This is a genomic window from Streptacidiphilus sp. MAP12-16, assembly GCF_041262165.1.
Taxonomy (GTDB): Bacteria; Actinomycetota; Actinomycetes; order Streptomycetales; family Streptomycetaceae; genus Streptacidiphilus.
This window is the reverse complement of record NZ_JBGCBY010000007.1, coordinates 198572-215401: the sequence shown is the minus strand read 5'-3', so window position 1 is coordinate 215401 and position 16830 is coordinate 198572. Positions and strand designations below refer to the sequence as shown.

At 68.4% G+C, this 16830-nt stretch carries 16 protein-coding genes and 2 pseudogenes; 7 read left to right on the top strand and 11 right to left on the bottom strand.

The annotated features are described in order from the left end of the window. Nucleotides 1-36: 36 nt before the first annotated feature. The 5 genes and pseudogenes from ABIA33_RS11730 to ABIA33_RS11710 all read right to left on the bottom strand — a co-directional run. A pseudogene (locus ABIA33_RS11730) lies at nucleotides 37-123 on the bottom strand (glutamine synthetase); the annotation flags it as partial. 28 nt (nucleotides 124-151) lie between these two features. Beyond that, nucleotides 152-1387, bottom strand: a complete 1236-nt coding sequence (locus tag ABIA33_RS11725; protein ID WP_370080184.1) for an ISAs1 family transposase — start codon at nucleotides 1385-1387, stop codon at nucleotides 152-154. A gap of 198 nt (nucleotides 1388-1585) precedes the next feature. After that, nucleotides 1586-2374, bottom strand: a complete 789-nt coding sequence (locus tag ABIA33_RS11720; protein ID WP_370080182.1) for a PIG-L deacetylase family protein — start codon at nucleotides 2372-2374, stop codon at nucleotides 1586-1588. A 355-nt stretch (nucleotides 2375-2729) separates the two neighbouring features. Then, nucleotides 2730-3686, bottom strand: coding sequence for a Gfo/Idh/MocA family protein (locus tag ABIA33_RS11715; protein WP_370080180.1), 957 nt, complete (start codon nucleotides 3684-3686; stop codon nucleotides 2730-2732). After that, nucleotides 3683-4294 (bottom strand): flavin reductase family protein, encoded by a 612-nt coding sequence (locus ABIA33_RS11710; RefSeq protein WP_370080178.1) that lies wholly within the window; start codon nucleotides 4292-4294, stop codon nucleotides 3683-3685. Before ABIA33_RS11710 ends, ABIA33_RS11715 begins: the two co-directional genes overlap by 4 nt. Before the next feature lie 510 nt (nucleotides 4295-4804). Here ABIA33_RS11710 and ABIA33_RS11705 point away from each other — a divergent pair. The 3 genes from ABIA33_RS11705 (at nucleotide 4805) to ABIA33_RS11695 (ending at nucleotide 7849) form a co-directional block, all read left to right on the top strand. Further along, on the top strand, nucleotides 4805-5011 hold the full coding sequence (locus ABIA33_RS11705; RefSeq protein ID WP_370080176.1) for a LuxR C-terminal-related transcriptional regulator: 207 nt from the start codon (nucleotides 4805-4807) through the stop codon (nucleotides 5009-5011). A gap of 238 nt (nucleotides 5012-5249) precedes the next feature. Continuing rightward, complete coding sequence (locus tag ABIA33_RS11700; RefSeq protein WP_370080174.1) at nucleotides 5250-6038, top strand: oxidoreductase; 789 nt, start codon at nucleotides 5250-5252, stop codon at nucleotides 6036-6038. Between the two features lie 662 nt (nucleotides 6039-6700). Then, nucleotides 6701-7849 (top strand): hypothetical protein, encoded by a 1149-nt coding sequence (locus ABIA33_RS11695; protein ID WP_370080172.1) that lies wholly within the window; start codon nucleotides 6701-6703, stop codon nucleotides 7847-7849. A 359-nt stretch (nucleotides 7850-8208) separates the two neighbouring features. On the opposite strand, the gene ABIA33_RS11690 is transcribed toward ABIA33_RS11695, so the two are convergent. Next, nucleotides 8209-9216, bottom strand: a complete 1008-nt coding sequence (locus ABIA33_RS11690; RefSeq protein ID WP_370080170.1) for a pirin family protein — start codon at nucleotides 9214-9216, stop codon at nucleotides 8209-8211. A 118-nt stretch (nucleotides 9217-9334) separates the two neighbouring features. Beyond that, nucleotides 9335-9733 (bottom strand): hypothetical protein, encoded by a 399-nt coding sequence (locus ABIA33_RS11685; RefSeq protein ID WP_370080168.1) that lies wholly within the window; start codon nucleotides 9731-9733, stop codon nucleotides 9335-9337. 185 nt (nucleotides 9734-9918) lie between these two features. On the opposite strand from ABIA33_RS11685, the gene ABIA33_RS11680 reads away from it, so the two are divergent. Both ABIA33_RS11680 and ABIA33_RS11675 read left to right on the top strand, forming a co-directional pair. Beyond that, a complete protein-coding gene (locus tag ABIA33_RS11680) occupies nucleotides 9919-10386 on the top strand; it encodes a GreA/GreB family elongation factor (RefSeq protein WP_370080166.1) in 468 nt (155 codons plus the stop codon). 188 nt (nucleotides 10387-10574) lie between these two features. After that, nucleotides 10575-10763, top strand: a pseudogene (locus ABIA33_RS11675) (zinc-binding dehydrogenase); the annotation flags it as partial. A gap of 128 nt (nucleotides 10764-10891) precedes the next feature. Here the strand turns inward: ABIA33_RS11675 and ABIA33_RS11670 are convergent. After that, nucleotides 10892-11056, bottom strand: coding sequence for a hypothetical protein (locus ABIA33_RS11670; RefSeq protein WP_370080164.1), 165 nt, complete (start codon nucleotides 11054-11056; stop codon nucleotides 10892-10894). 196 nt (nucleotides 11057-11252) lie between these two features. Further along, nucleotides 11253-11738, bottom strand: a complete 486-nt coding sequence (locus ABIA33_RS11665) for an FMN-binding protein (RefSeq protein WP_370080162.1) — start codon at nucleotides 11736-11738, stop codon at nucleotides 11253-11255. Nucleotides 11739-11893: 155 nt separating this feature from the next. Here ABIA33_RS11665 and ABIA33_RS11660 point away from each other — a divergent pair, with 155 nt between their 5' ends. After that, the gene (locus tag ABIA33_RS11660) at nucleotides 11894-13102 is read left to right on the top strand and encodes an RNA-guided endonuclease InsQ/TnpB family protein (RefSeq protein WP_370080160.1); all 1209 of its coding nucleotides are present in this window, start codon (nucleotides 11894-11896) and stop codon (nucleotides 13100-13102) included. A 54-nt stretch (nucleotides 13103-13156) separates the two neighbouring features. Here ABIA33_RS11660 and ABIA33_RS11655 read toward each other — a convergent pair whose 3' ends face one another. Continuing rightward, nucleotides 13157-14488 carry a ferric reductase-like transmembrane domain-containing protein gene (locus tag ABIA33_RS11655; RefSeq protein WP_370080412.1) on the bottom strand — a complete coding sequence of 444 codons (1332 nt, stop codon included), beginning with the start codon at nucleotides 14486-14488 and terminating at the stop codon, nucleotides 13157-13159. Between the two features lie 824 nt (nucleotides 14489-15312). On the opposite strand from ABIA33_RS11655, the gene ABIA33_RS11650 reads away from it, so the two are divergent. Further along, the gene (locus ABIA33_RS11650) at nucleotides 15313-15897 is read left to right on the top strand and encodes an FAD-dependent oxidoreductase (RefSeq protein ID WP_370080410.1); all 585 of its coding nucleotides are present in this window, start codon (nucleotides 15313-15315) and stop codon (nucleotides 15895-15897) included. 11 nt (nucleotides 15898-15908) lie between these two features. On the opposite strand, the gene ABIA33_RS11645 is transcribed toward ABIA33_RS11650, so the two are convergent. Then, the gene (locus ABIA33_RS11645; protein ID WP_370080158.1) at nucleotides 15909-16808 is read right to left on the bottom strand and encodes a LysR family transcriptional regulator; all 900 of its coding nucleotides are present in this window, start codon (nucleotides 16806-16808) and stop codon (nucleotides 15909-15911) included. Nucleotides 16809-16830 lie beyond the last annotated feature (22 nt).

The following is a 16830-nucleotide window of genomic DNA, read 5'->3' as shown; positions in this document are numbered from 1 at the left end:
GCAGGCCAGCGCCCCCCGCTGGCTTGCACTCTGCCGCTACAGCACCGGCAGGTTCTTGCGAAGCTCGAAGGCGGTGACCCCGGAGCGGTACTCCTCCCACGCTTGACGCTTGTTGCGGAGGAAGTGACGACCCGCTTTCCTGGTCTGCGGGTTAGTCACTCACCATGCTCCTGCTGCAGTTGAGGCCGAAGGCTTCTAGGGGACGGTGGTAGTCGCGGCCGATTCGCCGTAGGGCGGCGGCGATGTTGGTGTCGCCGCCCTGGCGGAACGTGCTGATGGCGAGGTTGCGCAGGCTCGCCATGGTACGGGGTAGCGCCCCGCTGCGGATCTTGGAGTCGTCCTCGCGGAAGGTGCGGTCGCGCACGTGGTGCAGGAGGTTCTCGATGCCCCAGTGCCCCCTGATCCAGGCGGCGAGCTCGGCCGGGGTGGCATCGAAGACGTCCAGACTCGTGATCAGGTAGACACGCTCGATGGTGAGTTTGCCGGTGCCCAGGTCGCGGCGCCACCGGACGACCTGAATGGCCTGGCGGGCGCCGGGGTAGTCGATGTCGCGGTAGCCGGCGACCTTCAGGCGGCGGACCTCCTCACGATGGTGGGCACGGTCGCGGATGCGGTGCTCTAGTGGTATGTCCCGCCAGGGCAGCTCTTTGACCTGCGCATACAGACCAGGATGGTTCTTCTTCACGATGGCCAGGTAGTGCGCTCCGCGGCCTATGAGGTAGCGGCCGTGGCCGTGCTGGGTGTGCAGGGCGTCGGTGGTCAGCACGGCGTCGGTGAGGTCGAGGCCGTTCAGCAGCGACGCGAAGGCGGGGATCTCGTTGCTCTTGGAGCTGATCTGGCGCTGAGCCAGGACCACACCGTGGTGATCCATCGCGGCCAGCAGCTGGACCGCGGTGGCCGTCGCGGTGCGCGAGCCGCGCACGGTCTTGCCGTCCACCGCGATCACCCGTCGGCCAGGCGCTCGCGGGTGCCGGTCGGCTTGGCGCGCTTGCAGGTAGGCGCCGATCGCGGCGTCCAGGGCATCGGCGTCGACGCGGTGGAGCAGACGGCGCACGGTACCGGCGTGGGGCGCCTGGTTCCAAGCGGTGAGCGGGTCCGGCAGTAGGCCGAGCGAGGCGCGCACCTGCTGCGGGGCGTCGGCGATCCACTCGCCGACGGCGGCCAGCGACCTGGCGCCGGCCAGCACCGCCGCGGCTGCCACGGTCAGCAGCGCGGCCGCGGGGTAGCGCCGACCGCGCAGTCCGCGCGGATCGGGTACAAGGTCAAGGAATCGGCGCAGGTCAACGACCTCGCCAGGGCTGAGGGCGACGGCAGCGCGGACCAGTGGCTCCAGCGCCGAAGAGATAGGAGATGATGTCCGGCAGGCACGGTCTCGCTCGGTTCTCATGGGTCTCGACAACCACATGATCACCGGCGCCGTGCCTGTTCTGCGCCCCAGGGCCCCATCCACCAGATACTCATGACGTCACGTCACGAAAGAGCCCGGCAAATCGGGCCAGTTCGTGATCATGCAATGCCCCTGGTCACACAGCCGCGATCGGCAGGACCTCGACGAGTACCGTGCCGAGGGGTATCCGGTCGGTGACTAAGCGTCAGCGAGCAGACGGGCGCCGACCGCGCCGCCGCCCGTCCTGGCCCCTGGGCCGGGACGGTGCAGGAACCACTCGGTGCCGAGGCACAGCTCGCGCAGGTGCGGCTCCTCGAAGGCCGCGATCCGAGCACCCCGGGCGAACTCGGAGGCGTGCGACCGGACCGCCTCCCACTTGACGTCCAACCAGGGCCGCACATCGACCGCGGCGGCGATCCGCGCATCGGGCGTGGAGGGCATCGGCGACTCCAGCCCGAGCACCGTCAGCCGGCGGACCAGGGATTCGGGAACCGTGGCCAGCCACAGCGACTCGACCTCCCACGCCGCCCCGGCCTGCGGCCACTGGTACGGGCAGGCGGCCGCCTCGACCGCGACGAGGACCGCGCGGTGCACGCGGACGTGGTCCGGGTGCCCGTACATGCCGAAGGCGTCGTAGGTAGCGACGGCGGACGGCCGGAAGGAGCGGATCCGGGCGACCAGGTCGGCCACCAGCTCATCGAAGGGCGCGTCGCACAGGCTCCCCCGCCCCCGTCCGAGATGGCCGGAGTCACGGTAGGGAAGGACACCCGACTCGGCGACGCCGAGCACGCCCAGGGCCTGGACCAGCTCCTTGACGCGAGTGCCGGGGCCGGCGAACGAGGTCCCGTCGGCAAGCTCGCCATCGGTGCAGGTCAGCACTGCGGTGGGCCGCCCTTCGGCGGCGTGCTGGGCGAGCACGCCGCCGGTCCACAACGACTCGTCATCGGGGTGGGCATGCACGGCCATCAGGCCCCGCTGTCGGTCCATCAACGCCCTCCCGGCTGTCCGGCCCGTACTGTCCCCAGTGGGTACGCGGATCCCTCAGCGTAACCAAGACCGCTGGAGGGCGATCGCGCGCACCCCCGTCCGTTCCTGGCGCGTCGCGGTCACAGGCCCGCCGCCGCACTACCAATAGCCCTCGACGGTGGCGGCGGGCCGGGCCGTGCTCTGCCGGGCCGGACCACGGGCACGGGACCGTTCTCCACGAAGGTGAACGCCTTCCAGTGCCCGTCCGTCCTCGGGTCACCCCTGCGAGGGCCGCCGCGTCGTGCAACGTGCCGGTCTTGGCGTGCACCAGGCCGACCGCGAATCAGGATGACAGTGCGTCAGTTTCCGGCGCGGATCAACGCTCCGAAGCCTCCACCTGCTGGACGATCCACTCGCACAGCTCATGGGTCCGCAGCGCGTCCTCGGCCGAGAGGGTCCTGCCCTGGCGGACCGCGTCCAGGAACAGGTGGCAGACCTGCTCGATTCCGCGCTGCCGCGCCACCGGCACCCAGTCTCCGCGACGGCGCACCGTCGGCTGACCCCGGTGGTCGATCACCTCCGCGAGATTGACCACCTGCCGCTTGGAGTTCTGCCCCGAGACCTCGAGGATCTCCTCGGTCGAACCGCTCAGCCGGTTCATGATGCCCAGCGCGGTGAAACCGTCACCCGAGAGCTCCAGCACGAGATGGTGCAGCAGACCGTCCCGAATTCGGCAGCGGACGTGCATCTGCTCGATCTCCCCGGGGACGAGGAACCTCAACGAGTCCACCACATGGATGTAGTCGTCGAAGACGAAGGTGCGCGGGGCTTCTGGCAGGCTCTCGCGGTTCTTCTGCAGCAGGATCAGATCGCGCGGCCGTTCGAGGGCCTGGGCATAACCGGGGGCGTGGCGGCGGTTGAAACCCACCATCAGCGAGCGCCCGCTGGACTCGGCGAGCTCGACCAGCTTGCGGGCGCCCTCCAGGGTGTAGTCGAGCGGCTTGTCGACATACACGTCCACCCCGGCGCCGAGCAGCGCCTCGACAATCGGCACGTGGACGCTGGTGCTGGCGTGCACGAAGGCGGCATCCAGTCCGGAGCCGAGCAGCGACTCCAGGCTGGTGTGACGCTGCGTCAGCCGGTACTGGTCCCCGATGCGGTCCAGCTTGGCCCGGTCGCGGGTCATCAGTCTCAGGTCGAGCCCGGACTCGGCAGTGAGGACGGGCAGGTACGCCTTCTGCGCGATGTCGCCGAGGCCGATGACGCCGATCCGAAGATCGCGGCTCAGCGGATCGCGGCTCAGTCGATCTGTGCCTATCCGGTCGCCGCTCATCCTTGCACCCAGTCCTGGTAGGGGATCCGGGCCAGCTCGCGGACGCCCTCGGTGGTTCCCCACTCGTTCTTGCCCAGGCGGGACAGCGGGCGCAGCCGCCGGATCTCGGGATGACCGTCGACGAGCGCGTCCTCGTCCACCGCGGCATGCAGCACCCGACCGAAGACGACGGTGGAGTTCCCCAGGCACAGGGTGCTGTGCAGCCGGCACTCCAGCGCGACCGGCGAACCCGCCACCCGCGGCGGCTTGACCCGCAGCGACGGCTCCCGTTCGATCCCGACAGCCTCGAACTCGTCCACACCGTGCGGGAAGTCCGTCGCCGTCGCATTGATCTGCTCGAACAGCCGCTCGGGCGCCAAGTTCACGACGAACTCGCCGGTCGCCTCGACATTGTTGAGACTGTCCTTGCGGCCCACCGAGGTGAACTGGACGATCGGGGGCTCGGTGCAGGCGACGGTGAAGAAGGAGTGCGGGGCAAGATTTGCAGAAAATGGGTACGCCGCCGAGACCGTGGAGACCCACGCGATCGGCCGGGGTACCACCACTGCCGTCAGCAGCTTGTAGAAGGCTTGCGGGTCCATGCCCCGCGGGTCGAATTCGGTTCGCATGACGATCAGTATCCCGCGCCGAGCCCACCACCGAGATATCCGTGTGGGACGCCTACCAGGTCCCTGTTCAGGCCCGCCGGGGCAGGTGCCCTCAGCCTCCACGACCACCTCGCCACCTACATCCCCAAGCGGCCAGCGGCATACCTGCGCATCTCCTCCGACCGCTTCGGCTTGGAGAGCGGCGTGGACCGTCAGCAAGGGGACGCCGACGACACCCGCAAGCGACCTTGCAGAGCGGCGACCACCGCGCCGCCAAGGCCGCACCGGCACGTCTGGAGGAGCGCGAACCAGCCAGCGGTACCTCGTGGGCGCTTGGCCTCCTCGCTCGCTGCAGGGCCCTGATGGCCGACGACGAGCACGCCGACCCGTTCTTCCGCGAAGCCGTCGAGTTGCTCGGCCGGACTCGAATCGTCACCGAACTGGCCAGAGCTCACCTCCTCTACGACGAGTGGCTGCGGCACCGGAGACGCCGCGCCGACGCCCGCGTCGAGCTGCGGGGCGGCCTACGAGATGTTCACGGAGATGGGCGCCGCGGCCTTCGCCGAGCGGGCGCGCGCCGAGCTGTCGGCGACCGGTGAGCGCCCTCGCGGCCGGACCGTGCAGACCGGGAGCGTTCTGACACCCCAGGAGACGCAGGTCGCCGCCCTCGCCGTCACGGGCGCGACCAACGCCGAGATATCGGTGCGACTGTTCATCACCACGTCTACCGTGGAGTAGATGGACCTGTTCCAGCACGAGGGCTACGCCCCGTCCGCGCGGGCCGGCCCGGCGACCCCGACACCGTCGCCGGCACTCCGACGCGGTCACGGACATCACCGACTTCCCCGACCGCGGGCACTCGCTGACGATCGACGGCGGCTGGCGCGAGGTCGCCGACACAGCAGTGGACTGGTTGCTCAGCAGACCCTCTGAGCTGCTCGCGACAGACGACCGACACCAATCGAAGGGCACTGGCATGGATATGCACCTGACCGGCAAGACCGCCATCGTGACGGGCGCCAGCCGAGGCATCGGACTGGCAGTCACCCGGGCCCTCGTCGCGGAAGGTGCGCGGGTGGTGGCCGGGGCTCGGGAGATCACTCCCGAACTGAAGGCGCTCGTCGCTCAAAGCGATGTCCTCGCGGTCGAGGTGGACCTGACCGCGTCGGACGGGCCGGCCGAGTTGGTCTCCGCGGCCACCTTCGCGTACGGCGGGTTGGACGTCCTGGTCAACAACGTGGGGGCCGTCCGGCCGCGGGTCGACGGATTCCTCGCGGTGACCGACGACGACTGGGCCGCGACGCTGGCCGTCAACTTCCTGGCTGCCGTGCGCACCACCCGTGCCGCACTCCCGCGTCTGCTGGAGCGCGGCGCGGGAAGCATCGTCACCGTCAGCTCCGTCAACGCTTTCCTGCCCGACCCGCTGGTCATCGACTACAGCGCCGCCAAGGCCGCGCTGTCGAACTTCTGCAAGTCGCTGTCCAAACAGGTCGGACCGCAGGGCGTCCGAGTCAACACCGTAAGCCCAGGACCGGTCACCACCGGCCTTTGGCTGGCCGACGACGGCGTCGCCGCGACGGTTGCCCTGGCCACCGGCGCGAGCGCCGGCGACGTGGCCGAGCAGGCCGCCGGCCAGGCCGCCACCGGCAGGTTCACCCACCCCGAGGAGGTCGCCGACCTCGTCCTCTTCCTGGCGAGCGACCGGGCCGCCAACATCACCGGGGCCGACTTTCGCATCGACGGCGGGCTCGTCAGCACCCTGTAGAGCCCGAACAATGCACGACCCTCACGAATGGGGGTCCCTGTGACGATCCGTGTGGTGACCCGGTCCAGTGCCTCGGCCGCCGTTCGCCCGGACGGCCCTTGATGGCCACCCGCGGCCCGCGACGGCGCGAGGATTCAATGGTGGCCGTTTTCATTGGAATTGTTCAACTCGCAGGCGAGGCTTGGCCTGAACGCGCCGTTGCGTCGGCTACGTTCGTGTCAGAACCATCGCGCTGCCAAGTCTGACCGACACGGACTTCCTGCTGACGAGGATACCGCCAGCACTCATCAACAACCATCGCCATCCTGGCGACATGGCCTGGTCGGATTCAGCTGGCTATGGTCTGGCGGATCTCGTCGTCAAGCTGGCCCGATGGGTGTAAAAAGACCGGACTCTCCGTGATTCCTGTCATGAAAAATGTGATGGACAGGCTAGCGTCCGATCGAGTTGTCGTGATCTTCGGGCCGCTACGCGCGCTGGTTCCCCGGCAGTCGGGCGCCCATGGCCGAAAAGGGACGCCCATGCACTTGTCTCCCATTCGCACTCGCCGGGCCATCTTGGCGATGTGCGGAGCATCGGCACTCCTCGTGCCATCCGCGCTCAATGCCGTCGCCTCCGAGCTGCCACCCCGTACCAGCGCCGCCGCTCCCAGCAGAGGCGACGTGATCACAGTGACGACCGCCAAAGTCGGCGCTCCTGGCAATCCATCGGTAGGCATCACCCCGTTCAAAGACGCCATCTACCGGTCGTGCTCCCATGCCCCCAAGCCCTCCCGCGGCTGTTTGATGGTCGGCGGCGTCAACTACCGCTACGAGATCGGCCAGCTCGAGGTGACCGTCGGCCAGTGGGTGGCATTCCTCAACACGGCCGACCCCCGCGGCGTCGATCGCCGTCATCTCTATGACGCGACCGAGAGCTCCTCGATGTGGCCCAAGTACGGGCAGATCAACTTCTCCGCCACTGCGCGTAGCGGCTCCCACTACTCTGTCGCGTATCCGGAGTGGGCGGACAAGCCGTATGGCGCCGCGAACTTCCTGAGGGCGGCGCGGTTCGTCAACTCGCTCTACAACGGTCGACTGATCTCCAAGCGAGACAGCAACGACGGCCGCTTCCACTACGTCACCTACACGATCGAATTGTCGAGGCAGACCGAGCGCGGGATGTACGAGCTCACCCGGCCGGACGCCACCAGGGCCCACAACTCCGGGTTCGTCGTGCCGAGCCAGAATGAGTGGATCAAGGCGGCCTACTACGACCCGAGTGGGGGCGGCACATACTCCTACTGGAAGTACCCCACCAACCCCGGGGTGTTCGGCGACGGCGAACAGACGGCCCCCAACCCCACCGTCCTCAACCCCACCACCGGCGACGTCACCAACGCAGCAAACCAACCACTCGCCTCCTACCACGCTTCCGGCCAGCCGGCACCGAGTTGGTGCCCGGGACAGGTGCAGCCAGTCGACTGCTCCACCGTCAACCCGTTCGGACTGGACCCGAGTGCCTACGCCTCGCTCTACCAGGGCAGCCTCAGCACAGTCGGCCAGGCCGGAACCCGCTCGCCATGGGGCACTCTTGACCAGGGCGGCAACGCGGTCGAGTGGACCGACACCATCACCGCGGCTCCGGCAGGAGGCGACTCCGGGCGGGTCTGGCGGCGATTGCACGGCGGGATCTCCAACTCGAGCGCCTACCAGATGTGGCTTTCCGCTGTCGGACTGCAACCGCAGGACAACCCGTTCTTCACCCTCACCTATCCGTGGCTCGGCATCCGGATCGGGGTGATCGGTGACTTGAAGTTCGGCCAGCGCTGATCCGTGCGCGACACCGCGGCCGCCCAGCAGTTCGGCTGCCCCCAGCCACTCCCAGGCCAACCCGTCGGCAAAGGAGTCCTCCTGGGCGTGCTCATCGAGGACAACGCGACCAGGGACAAGCAGACGCTCGCCGCGACCGCGCTATTCATATTCATCGGCGTGGACTCCTGCACGGGTTGGCTGGCCGATTCGATCGTCGATGCTGTAAACCAGCACGCCGGGGGTGTACGCGGTGGGCGACGTCCGCAGCGGGTCGATCAAGCGAGTCGCCTCAGCGGTCGGCGAAGGCTCGATGGCGATACGTCTGGTGCACGAACATCACGCGCATCACGGCGCCCGCTGAGTTGGGCTTCGGCCGATCAGATCCCGGTGTGCTCGGCCCGGACCGGATCCGGGTCCGGAACATGCGGCATCAGGGCATTCGGCGGGATGGACCCGAACCGGCCGGCCTGGAAGTCCAGCATCGCCTGCCCGATCTCCTCACGGGTGTTCATCACGAACGGGCCGTAATGGCTGACCGGCTCACCGATCGGCTTGCCGCCGAGAATCAGGATCTCGAGGGCGGCGCCGCCGTCCTGACGATCGTCGGCGCGCACGCTGATCCAGTCCCCATCGCCGAACACCACGAGTTGACCGACATGCACCGGGCGGCCCTGGCCGCCGACCCGCCCGTTGCCGGCCAGGACGTAGACGAGGGCGTTGAAACTTGTGTCCCACGGCAGCCGCAACTGCGCGCCCGGCGACACGCTCGCGTGCATCAGCGCCATCGGCGTGTGAGTCGATCCCGGCCCCGCGTGGCCAGCGACCTGTCCGGCGATGACACGCACCAGCGCGCCCCCGTCGGTCGAGGCCAGCAAGGTGACGTCGTCGGCCTCCAGACCCTGGTATGCCGGCGCGATCATCTTGTCCTTGGCAGGCAGATTCACCCAGAGCTGAATACCGTGGAACAGGCCGCCGCTGGTCACGAGATCTTCAGGCGGCGTCTCAATGTGCAAGATCCCGCCCCCGGCCGTCATCCACTGTGTCGCACCATCGGTGATGAGGCCGCCGCCACCGTGGGAGTCCTGGTGCGCGAACGTCCCGTCGATTATGTAGGTCACTGTCTCAAAGCCCCGATGCGGATGCCACGGAGTGCCCTTGGGCTCACCGGGCGCATAGTCGACCTCGCCCATCTGATCCATGTGCACGAACGGATCCAGCGCGGCCATGCTCACGCCCGCGAAGGCCCGTCGGACCGGGAAGCCCTCACCCTCAAAACCGCTCGGCGCCGTGTTCACCGACCTGACCAGACGTTCGGCCGGCGAGGACTGGCCGGGATCGGGAATACGTGGCAGCAGCGACAGATCAGCAACGCTCACAGCAGGCATGCGAACCTCCAGGGGACGAGTCGCCGTCGGCGACGGGTCAGTCATTCATCGGTCGTGCCACTCCAGGGTCATCTCCGTGACAGCGAACCGGCTTCGAGTCGGCGTTCTGTGAGACCTTCTAGTCAAACTCCGCTGACCGCAGACCGGCAACTTGGCCGGCTTCGGAGAGCAGGAACGACGCGTCAGAGAAGGGGCCGTCCGTGAGCGGGTACGATTGCGACGCGAAATCGAAATGAGTGCCGCGGTACTCGATGAACTTCCTCTGCCCCACTTCGCTCGCCGCCCCGAACGCGCTTACGGAACGCCGTGATCCCCAGCCGCCCACCTCATCATCGGGGTTTGCAGTGAAATGAAACGTGGCGACGCAATTCCGGCGAATGGCGCCGAGCGCGCTTTCCGCCATCTTCGCACGGTCCGGAGCGCGCATTTCGACGAAGACTTGGGGGATATGCGGAGAATCCAAAGCGCCGTAGCAGATCGTGTAGTTACGCGTACCAGTCGTGGTCGCAGGGTTCATATCATGATGCTGGCACGGGGTGGCCTCCCCAGCACGGCGGACTGACGCTGCCCTGCGCGCAGCGCCTCGGCGACGCGACGCGACCTGAGCTTCGCTTCGCCATCGGAACTCCCAGCTGCTACGGTGCAATTGTTCCATTGTGTGCAGTATTGCGCCGTTGTGCGGCCGAGACCACGGGAGCAGGGATGAACGGAGAACCCGAGCCGATCAGCGACGCCGCTCTTCGGGCGCTGGAACAGGATCTCGCGGACCTGCGCGCCGAACGCGAGAAGGTCGCCGCGACATTGCGGGACCCGGACGCGGACGAAGTCGGCGACACGGCCGACCAGGCCGACGAGTTGCAGCGCGCCAATGATCTCACCCACCTGGACACCCGCATTTCCGCGATCACCACCCGGCTACGCCAGGCCGTCTTGGCCGGGCCGCCTCGCACGGACGTCGTCGGCGTCGGAAGCACCGTCACGGTGCGCTTCGGGGACAACTCGACGGTATCGATCCAGATCGATGAGGTCGCCGAGGAACGGGATGAAACACTGGTGACGGCCGACAGTCCGCTCGGCCGCGCGCTACTCGGTCGCCGCGTCGGAGCGACCGTGGCATACGACACGCCCGAAGGGCAGGGAACGGCGACGGTACTGTCCATCGGCGGCTGACGCAACAGGACATGAGCTGATGCAACAGGGCATGAACAGGTGAACTTGTTGACCGATGCTCGGAGACACCGGTATTCCGTTGCTCCCGAGCGTCCGTCTTCATTACTCCCTTCGCCACTGCTGGTTCACCTGTCGGCTGCCGGTCGGGTCGGCTGTGACCCCCTGAACGGCCGAGTGTCGCGCGCCGGCGGAATGCGATCAGTCTCTGGATCTGGGTGCGCCCGAACGGCGTAAAGCTGGCCGACTTGGCGGCGGTCGTCGACCGAGGCGCTCTGACCGTCGAGGTCGCCGAGACCTTCTCGCTGGATGAGGTGGGCGCGGCCTTCGGCGCCAGCCGTACTGCACACACGCGGGGCAAACTCGTGATCACCCCATGACTGATCCCACCATGACGCGGGTCTTCGCCGTGCCCCGGGCGGTGACCGTGGCACGGCAGCCGACCGTTGAGCGCAGCCGCCTCGGCTCGCGGACACCGACCCGTTCTGCCAGGCGCGCGCCGTATGGTTTATTCCTCGCGGTCGAAGGCCGCCTCCGACTCTGCTTCGTGGAGCGCGCGCTGAGCGGCGAAGTAGAGGTCCCGGACGAAGTCCCGGGCCTGCTCGGGCGACAGGACCGGCGCCTGCGTGAGCAGCCGCTGCGTCCATGCGGAGATGACGTCGTCGTCCTTCATGTCACCAGCTCACATCCTTCCCACGGTCACCGCCACCGCAACCCGCCGGACGGCGTCGAACGGCCCAACGAGTTCACCCCATGGCCTTGCCCTTTGCCGCCCCGCCCGAGGCCGCGCCACATCCCGGGTCCGGTTCGCCTCAGGGCAGGGTGCGACGTCCGCGGAGAGAAGGAGAGTTGACGCGCCGTCGGATGGATCAGATACCGGCCATGTCGAGGGCGCTCTGGAGCGACTTCTTGTAGCCCGCGCTGGTGTAGCTGGCGCCTGACACGGCGTCGATCTTCGCGCTCTGTGCGGCCACGGCCTCCTTGGTGAGCACCGGGAGAGTGCTCGCCGCGAGCTGGATGCTTCTGCCACTGTTGTTGGGGTACTGCACCAGGGTGGTTCCGGTGAGGCGCTTGCCACTGACCGTGATCTGGACCTGGACCGGGCCGTACTGCGTCTGGACCGTGGTGCCGGTGACCGTCCGGGTCTGCGCCGGGGCTGCGGCTGTGGTCTGCTTGGGGCCCGTGGAGGTGGACGACCGTGACGTTGTGCCCTTCGCCGAGGCGGACGCCGCGGGCAGCCCCGCCGCCGTGGTCGCCGGGGCCGAGGTCGGCTTGAGCGCCAGCAGCAGGATGACACCGGAGACCGTGGACACCGTGGCCATCAAAACGCGGCGGAGTGGGTGCTTCTTTTTCATGAGGAACCTCCAAGGAAACCACGGCCCTTGGGCCGGGGAGGAATTGGATCAGCTGCGAGCGGGGCAGTGGTAGGCGATTCGCCGTCAGGCGGACGGGCCGTTGACCGTCTGCCGCCCTGCGGATGGTCACAAGGCGCAGTGATGGTTTGTGATCCATGGGAACCACTTCCGTGAAGCGGGCGTTCAAGTACCGCTTCTATCCGACCGATGCGCAGGCGGCTGAGCTGTCGCGCACGTTCGGGTGCGTGCGGAAGGTCTACAACATGGCGCTCTCGGCCCGTACCGAGGCGTGGGCGCTGCGGCAGGAGCGGGTCAACTACAACGCCACCTCGGCGATGCTGACGGCGTGGAAGAAGACCGAGGAGCTGGCGTACCTGTCCGAGGTATCGTCGGTTCCGTTGCAGCAGTCGCTGCGGCACCTGCAAGGGGCGTTCACCAACTTCTTCGGCAAGCGGGCGAAGTACCCCACATTCAAGTCGAAGAGGAAGTCCCGCCGCTGCGCCGAGTACACCAGCTCCGCGTTCCGCTTCCGCGACGGTGAGCTGACGCTGGCGAAGATGGCGCAGCCGCTGGCGATCACGTGGTCCCGTCCGCTGCCGGAAGGCGCTGCGCCGACCACGGTCACCGTGTCCCAGGACAGTGCCGGACGCTGGTTCGCCTCCCTGCTGTGCGACGACACCCCCGCCCCGATGCCCGTCACCACCGGGGCGGTCGGTATCGACGCTGGGATCACCAGCCTGGTGACGCTGTCCACCGGGGAGAAGATCACCAACCCGAAGCATGAGCGCAAGGACCGTCAGCGTCTGGCCAAGGCCCAGCGCGAGCTGTCCCGCAAGGCCAAGGGCTCCAACAATCGGGCCAAGGCCCGGCTCAAGGTCGCGCGGGTGCATGCCCGGATCGCCGACCGGCGCAGGGACTTCCTGCACCAGCTCACCACCCGACTCGTGCGCGAAAACCAAACGCTCGTGATCGAGGACCTGACGGTGCGCAACATGGTCAAGAACCACACGCTGGCACGCGCCATCAGCGACGCGGCCTGGACCCAGATGCGCAGCATGCTGGAGTACAAAGCCGCCTGGTACGGGCGGAACCTGGTCGTGATCGACCGCTGGTTCCCCTCCTCCAAGCTGTGCTCCGCCTGCGGCACCATCCGAAGCAAGATGCCCCTCAACGTTCGCCAGTGGACGTGCGACTGCGGAGCAGTCCACGACCGGGACGTGAACGCGGCACGCAACATTCTGGCCGCCGGACTGGCGGTCAACGTCTGTGGAGACGGTGTAAGACCTCAACGGAGCACTCCGAGCGGGCAACAGTCAACGAAGCAGAAAACCCAACCCGCGAGGGTTGGAACCCCCTCCCATTAGGGAGGGGGGGAAGTCAAGTCAGCTCGATCTGTCCCCGGGTCGGGTACGACTCCGTCAGAACTGGAAGGATTCGTGGTGGATGCGGCGGTCCGGGACTCCGGCCCCCCGCAGCGCGCTGTACATCTCCTCCGCGAGGCCCGGTGGCCCGCACAGGTAGACGTCGTGGAGGGCCACGTCCGGCAGCATCGCGCGCAGACTCTCCGAGGTGATCTCGGGACGGGCGCCGCCGGGGCCGTTGACGGCGTGGACCAGTCTGGCTCCGCGCTCGGTGGCGATCCCCGTCAGTTCGTCCCAGAAGGCCAGGTCCTCCCTGGCCCTGGCCCGGTAGAGCAGGGTCAGGTCGCCCGGTGCTGCGGGCAGCGTCTCGAACAGGGACCGCATCGGCGTGATCCCGACGCCGCCGGCCAGCAGCAGTACCTTGCCGCGACTGCGGCGGGCAGCCGTCATCGCGCCGTACGGGCCCTCGGCCCAGACCCGGGTGCCGGGCCGGAGCCCGGCGAGCGCGCCGCTGTGGCCGCCGACTGCCTTGACCGTGATCCGGACGAGGTCCGGGCGGGGTGGGGCGGACAGCGAGTAGGGGTTGGCGCTCCACCGCAGGCCGCCGGTGAGGAAACGCCAGCGGAAGAACTGTCCGGACTCCGCGCCCAGGCGGTGCAGCCGTCGTCCGCTGATCAGTACGGAGACCACACCGGGCGCCTCCTCCACGGTCCCCTCGACCCGCATCCGATGCCGGAGGTTCAGCCGGAGGGGCACCAGCAGTCGGTACCACACCAGCAACGCCGCGGCCGAGCCGTAGAGCACATACCAGGCCGAGCGCGCCACCGGGTTCGCAGCGAAGTCGGAGCCGTTGCTCAGCTGGTGCCAGAAGGTGAGGTAGACCCCGACGTAGGTGAGCAGGTGAAGGTAGTACCAGGCCTCGTAGCGCATCCTGCGGCGCAGGGCCCCGGCCGAGACGACGCCGACCAGGATCAGCGCCGAGGTACCGATCGTCGCCTTGATCATGTCGGGGTCGTGCAGCACCACGTCCAGAGCCTGCTTGACGACCCCGGTGTGCGCTTCCGCCGCGTAGCCCAGGAGGATCAGTACGATGTGCGCGGCCAGCAGCGACAGCGAGTAGCGGCCGGTCATCGCGTGCCAGCGGGCGACGCGGTCGGAGCCGACGCGGCGTTCCAGTGCCGGGACCCGGGCCATCTGCAGGACTACCAGCGCGATCAGGTACCCGGCGAGGAGTCCGGTGATCCGGCCCGCGCCCTGCAGCCAGTCGGAGCTGGTCCGCATGACCGCGGGGGTGTCCCGCCACCACTGCCAGACCACGAGGCCGGCACCGACCCAGGCCAGAAATAGTAGTGGGCCGGCGGGATTGCGCCGCGGCCGTATTCGTCGCATTGCCTGCCGCCTACCGGCGCGGCTGTTCTGAATAGTCGTCAAGAGCGCACCTGCTTCCTGCCATCGGGACCATAGCCCGTGCCCGCAGGGTGCATACAGCCGCACAGAGGAGAGGACATGATTTCGTAAGGAGAGCCCAAGACTGTGTGCGCTCCCCACCCGAGGGCCCCCCTTCGAGTGCTTCCGGAAGGTCCCGCAGGAGAATCCCAGCGCGACACGCCTTCGGCACACCTCCCTCCGCGCGGGCCGGCGGGACCTCAGGCCGGCCCTGCTCGCGCTCGGCGTCCTCGCGGCGAGTCCGGCGCGTCTCCCGCATGGCGGCTCAACCTGTCGGGATACCCCGTCGTCCTGGCACCCCTGGCGCTGGTCCCCGAGCCGGTGGACGCGATCCTGGTCACCGCGGCGACCTTGGGCCTGTTGGCCGCCACCACGGCGTTGATCCTTCCGCTGGCCGCCCTGTTCGAGCCGATTCGCCGAGTTTTGTCTCGCTGGGTCCTGACTGCCAGGCTCCAGCCGCCACGTCAGCGTCGACCGGCTGGCTGATCGAAGCCGTTGTTCCAGCCTGCGGTTGGACGTCGCATCTCCAGCGAGAATCCAGGCTGGGGGCATCGACGCCTCCACGGTGAACTCACGTGCCTCGGCCGCAAGATGGTCACCTCCACGGTGTGGAGGATCCTGAGCCGGGCAGGGATCGATCCTGCGCCGCCTCGCAGCGGACCGACCTGGAAATAGTTCCCTGCGGCCCAGGCCGACCGATCCTCAGCGGGCCCGTCAACGAGTACCAGGTTGCCCGTTGACCACCAAGAACCCGCGACACCCGCAGCCTGACCCACGCCGAGATCCACGCACGGCGCCAGGCGCGCACCTACCTCGACGTGCTGCGCGCCCTGCCCGGCTGGGCACATGCCTATATCGCCAGCACCGGGCCCGAACTCGGCACACGCGAGTCCCGGCATGTTGTCACCCGCCGCAGACTCGACCGCGACCACGTCCTGCACGGGCTGCGCGACCCGGACGCGGTCGCCGTCGGCGCCTGGCCCGTCGAGTACCACCCGGGCGCCGGCGTGCCCTCGACCTGGCAGTACATCGCCGACGGCGGGACATACGACATCCCGCTGCCCGCCCTGGCCAGCGCCGACACCGCAAACCTGTTCGCCGCGGGCCGCCTGCTCGACGGCGAGCTCGGCGCCGCCGCGTCCCTGCGCGTGATGGGCACCTCCTTCGGCACCGGCCACGCCGCCGGAGTCGCTGCCGCACGCACCTCCACCCACCCCGCGACCCCGGCCCGTACGCAGGAAGTGCGCACCGAACTCCAGCGCCAGGACGCGCGCCTCCCAGACCTCCACCTGGCTTCCGGTCGGTCTGGACTGTCGCAAGATCAGTCCTACCAGGGCTCCACGGCTGTTTGACGCCACGCCCGTTAGTGGTGGCGAGGAAGTTCCGGGTAGCGCTCGCTGACGAGGTCGACCAGTGCCTGGGCGGCGGCGGAGAGCGGCTGGGCGTTTGCGGTGATCATCGAGACCACGAACTCTGGACCCGGGCGTACTCGCCGAAGCACCAGTCCCTTCCTGCGCGTGATCATGGAGGGACTGAGGAACGCAAAACCGAAGCCGGCGGTGACCAGGTCGGTCACGTTGGGGATGTCGGCGACCTCGACCGCGATCTCCCGTTGGAGGCCGCCCCGCAGGAACAACCGGTCGGCGGCGACACGGGTACCCCAACCGGATGGGAACTCCACGAAACGCTTGCCGTCGAGTTCGTGAAGCTCGATGACTCGGCGCCTGCCGAGGGCATCGCCGGGCGGGCACGCGAGCAGCATCTGCTCCGAGGCCAGTGCACGCACGGCCAGCCCGCTCGGATACCCGTCGGGCAGGGCAGCAAAGGCCAGATCGAGGCGCCCTGCGGCGACCTCGTTCGCCAGCTCCGACGAGCCGCCCTGAGCAGCCTGGGGGATCAACCGGACCTCGGGCCAGTCTCGATGGAAGTCAGTGAGCAACCCGGCCAGATCGATCAACGACAGCGAGTGCATGATCCCGATCCGGATCGTGCCGCGCAGTCCGCCCTGGACGGCGGCAACCACGTCGCGCGCGGCGTCCGCTGCAGCCAGGGTGCGCCGGGCCGCGGGCACCAGGGCACGCCCGGTATCGGTGAGCTCGACGCGGTGGGTATTGCGATCGAACAGCCGCACCCCGAGCTCTCGTTCCAGCGAACGGATCGACACTGACAGTGCGGACTGCACGAGGTGAAGCCGGGCCGCCGCCCGCGTGAAGCTTCCCTCCTCGGCAACAGCCAGAAACTGTTCCAGATGCCGCAGCTCCACGTCATGCCCCAAATGAATGACC

Bases quoted from the DNA above. Each gene is read 5' to 3' on its own strand.
- ABIA33_RS11725 (WP_370080184.1), bottom strand. From the start codon at position 1,387: ATGAGAACCGAGCGAGACCGTGCCTGCCGGACATCATCTCCTATCTCT.
- ABIA33_RS11720 (WP_370080182.1), bottom strand. From the start codon at position 2,374: ATGGACCGACAGCGGGGCCTGATGGCCGTGCATGCCCACCCCGATGAC.
- ABIA33_RS11715 (WP_370080180.1), bottom strand. From the start codon at position 3,686: ATGAGCGGCGACCGGATAGGCACAGATCGACTGAGCCGCGATCCGCTG.
- ABIA33_RS11710 (WP_370080178.1), bottom strand. From the start codon at position 4,294: ATGCGAACCGAATTCGACCCGCGGGGCATGGACCCGCAAGCCTTCTAC.
- ABIA33_RS11705 (WP_370080176.1), top strand. From the start codon at position 4,805: ATGTTCACGGAGATGGGCGCCGCGGCCTTCGCCGAGCGGGCGCGCGCC.
- ABIA33_RS11700 (WP_370080174.1), top strand. From the start codon at position 5,250: ATGGATATGCACCTGACCGGCAAGACCGCCATCGTGACGGGCGCCAGC.
- ABIA33_RS11690 (WP_370080170.1), bottom strand. From the start codon at position 9,216: ATGCCTGCTGTGAGCGTTGCTGATCTGTCGCTGCTGCCACGTATTCCC.
- ABIA33_RS11685 (WP_370080168.1), bottom strand. From the start codon at position 9,733: ATGAACCCTGCGACCACGACTGGTACGCGTAACTACACGATCTGCTAC.
- ABIA33_RS11680 (WP_370080166.1), top strand. From the start codon at position 9,919: ATGAACGGAGAACCCGAGCCGATCAGCGACGCCGCTCTTCGGGCGCTG.
- ABIA33_RS11670 (WP_370080164.1), bottom strand. From the start codon at position 11,056: ATGAAGGACGACGACGTCATCTCCGCATGGACGCAGCGGCTGCTCACG.
- ABIA33_RS11665 (WP_370080162.1), bottom strand. From the start codon at position 11,738: ATGAAAAAGAAGCACCCACTCCGCCGCGTTTTGATGGCCACGGTGTCC.
- ABIA33_RS11660 (WP_370080160.1), top strand. From the start codon at position 11,894: ATGGGAACCACTTCCGTGAAGCGGGCGTTCAAGTACCGCTTCTATCCG.
- ABIA33_RS11655 (WP_370080412.1), bottom strand. From the start codon at position 14,488: ATGCGACGAATACGGCCGCGGCGCAATCCCGCCGGCCCACTACTATTT.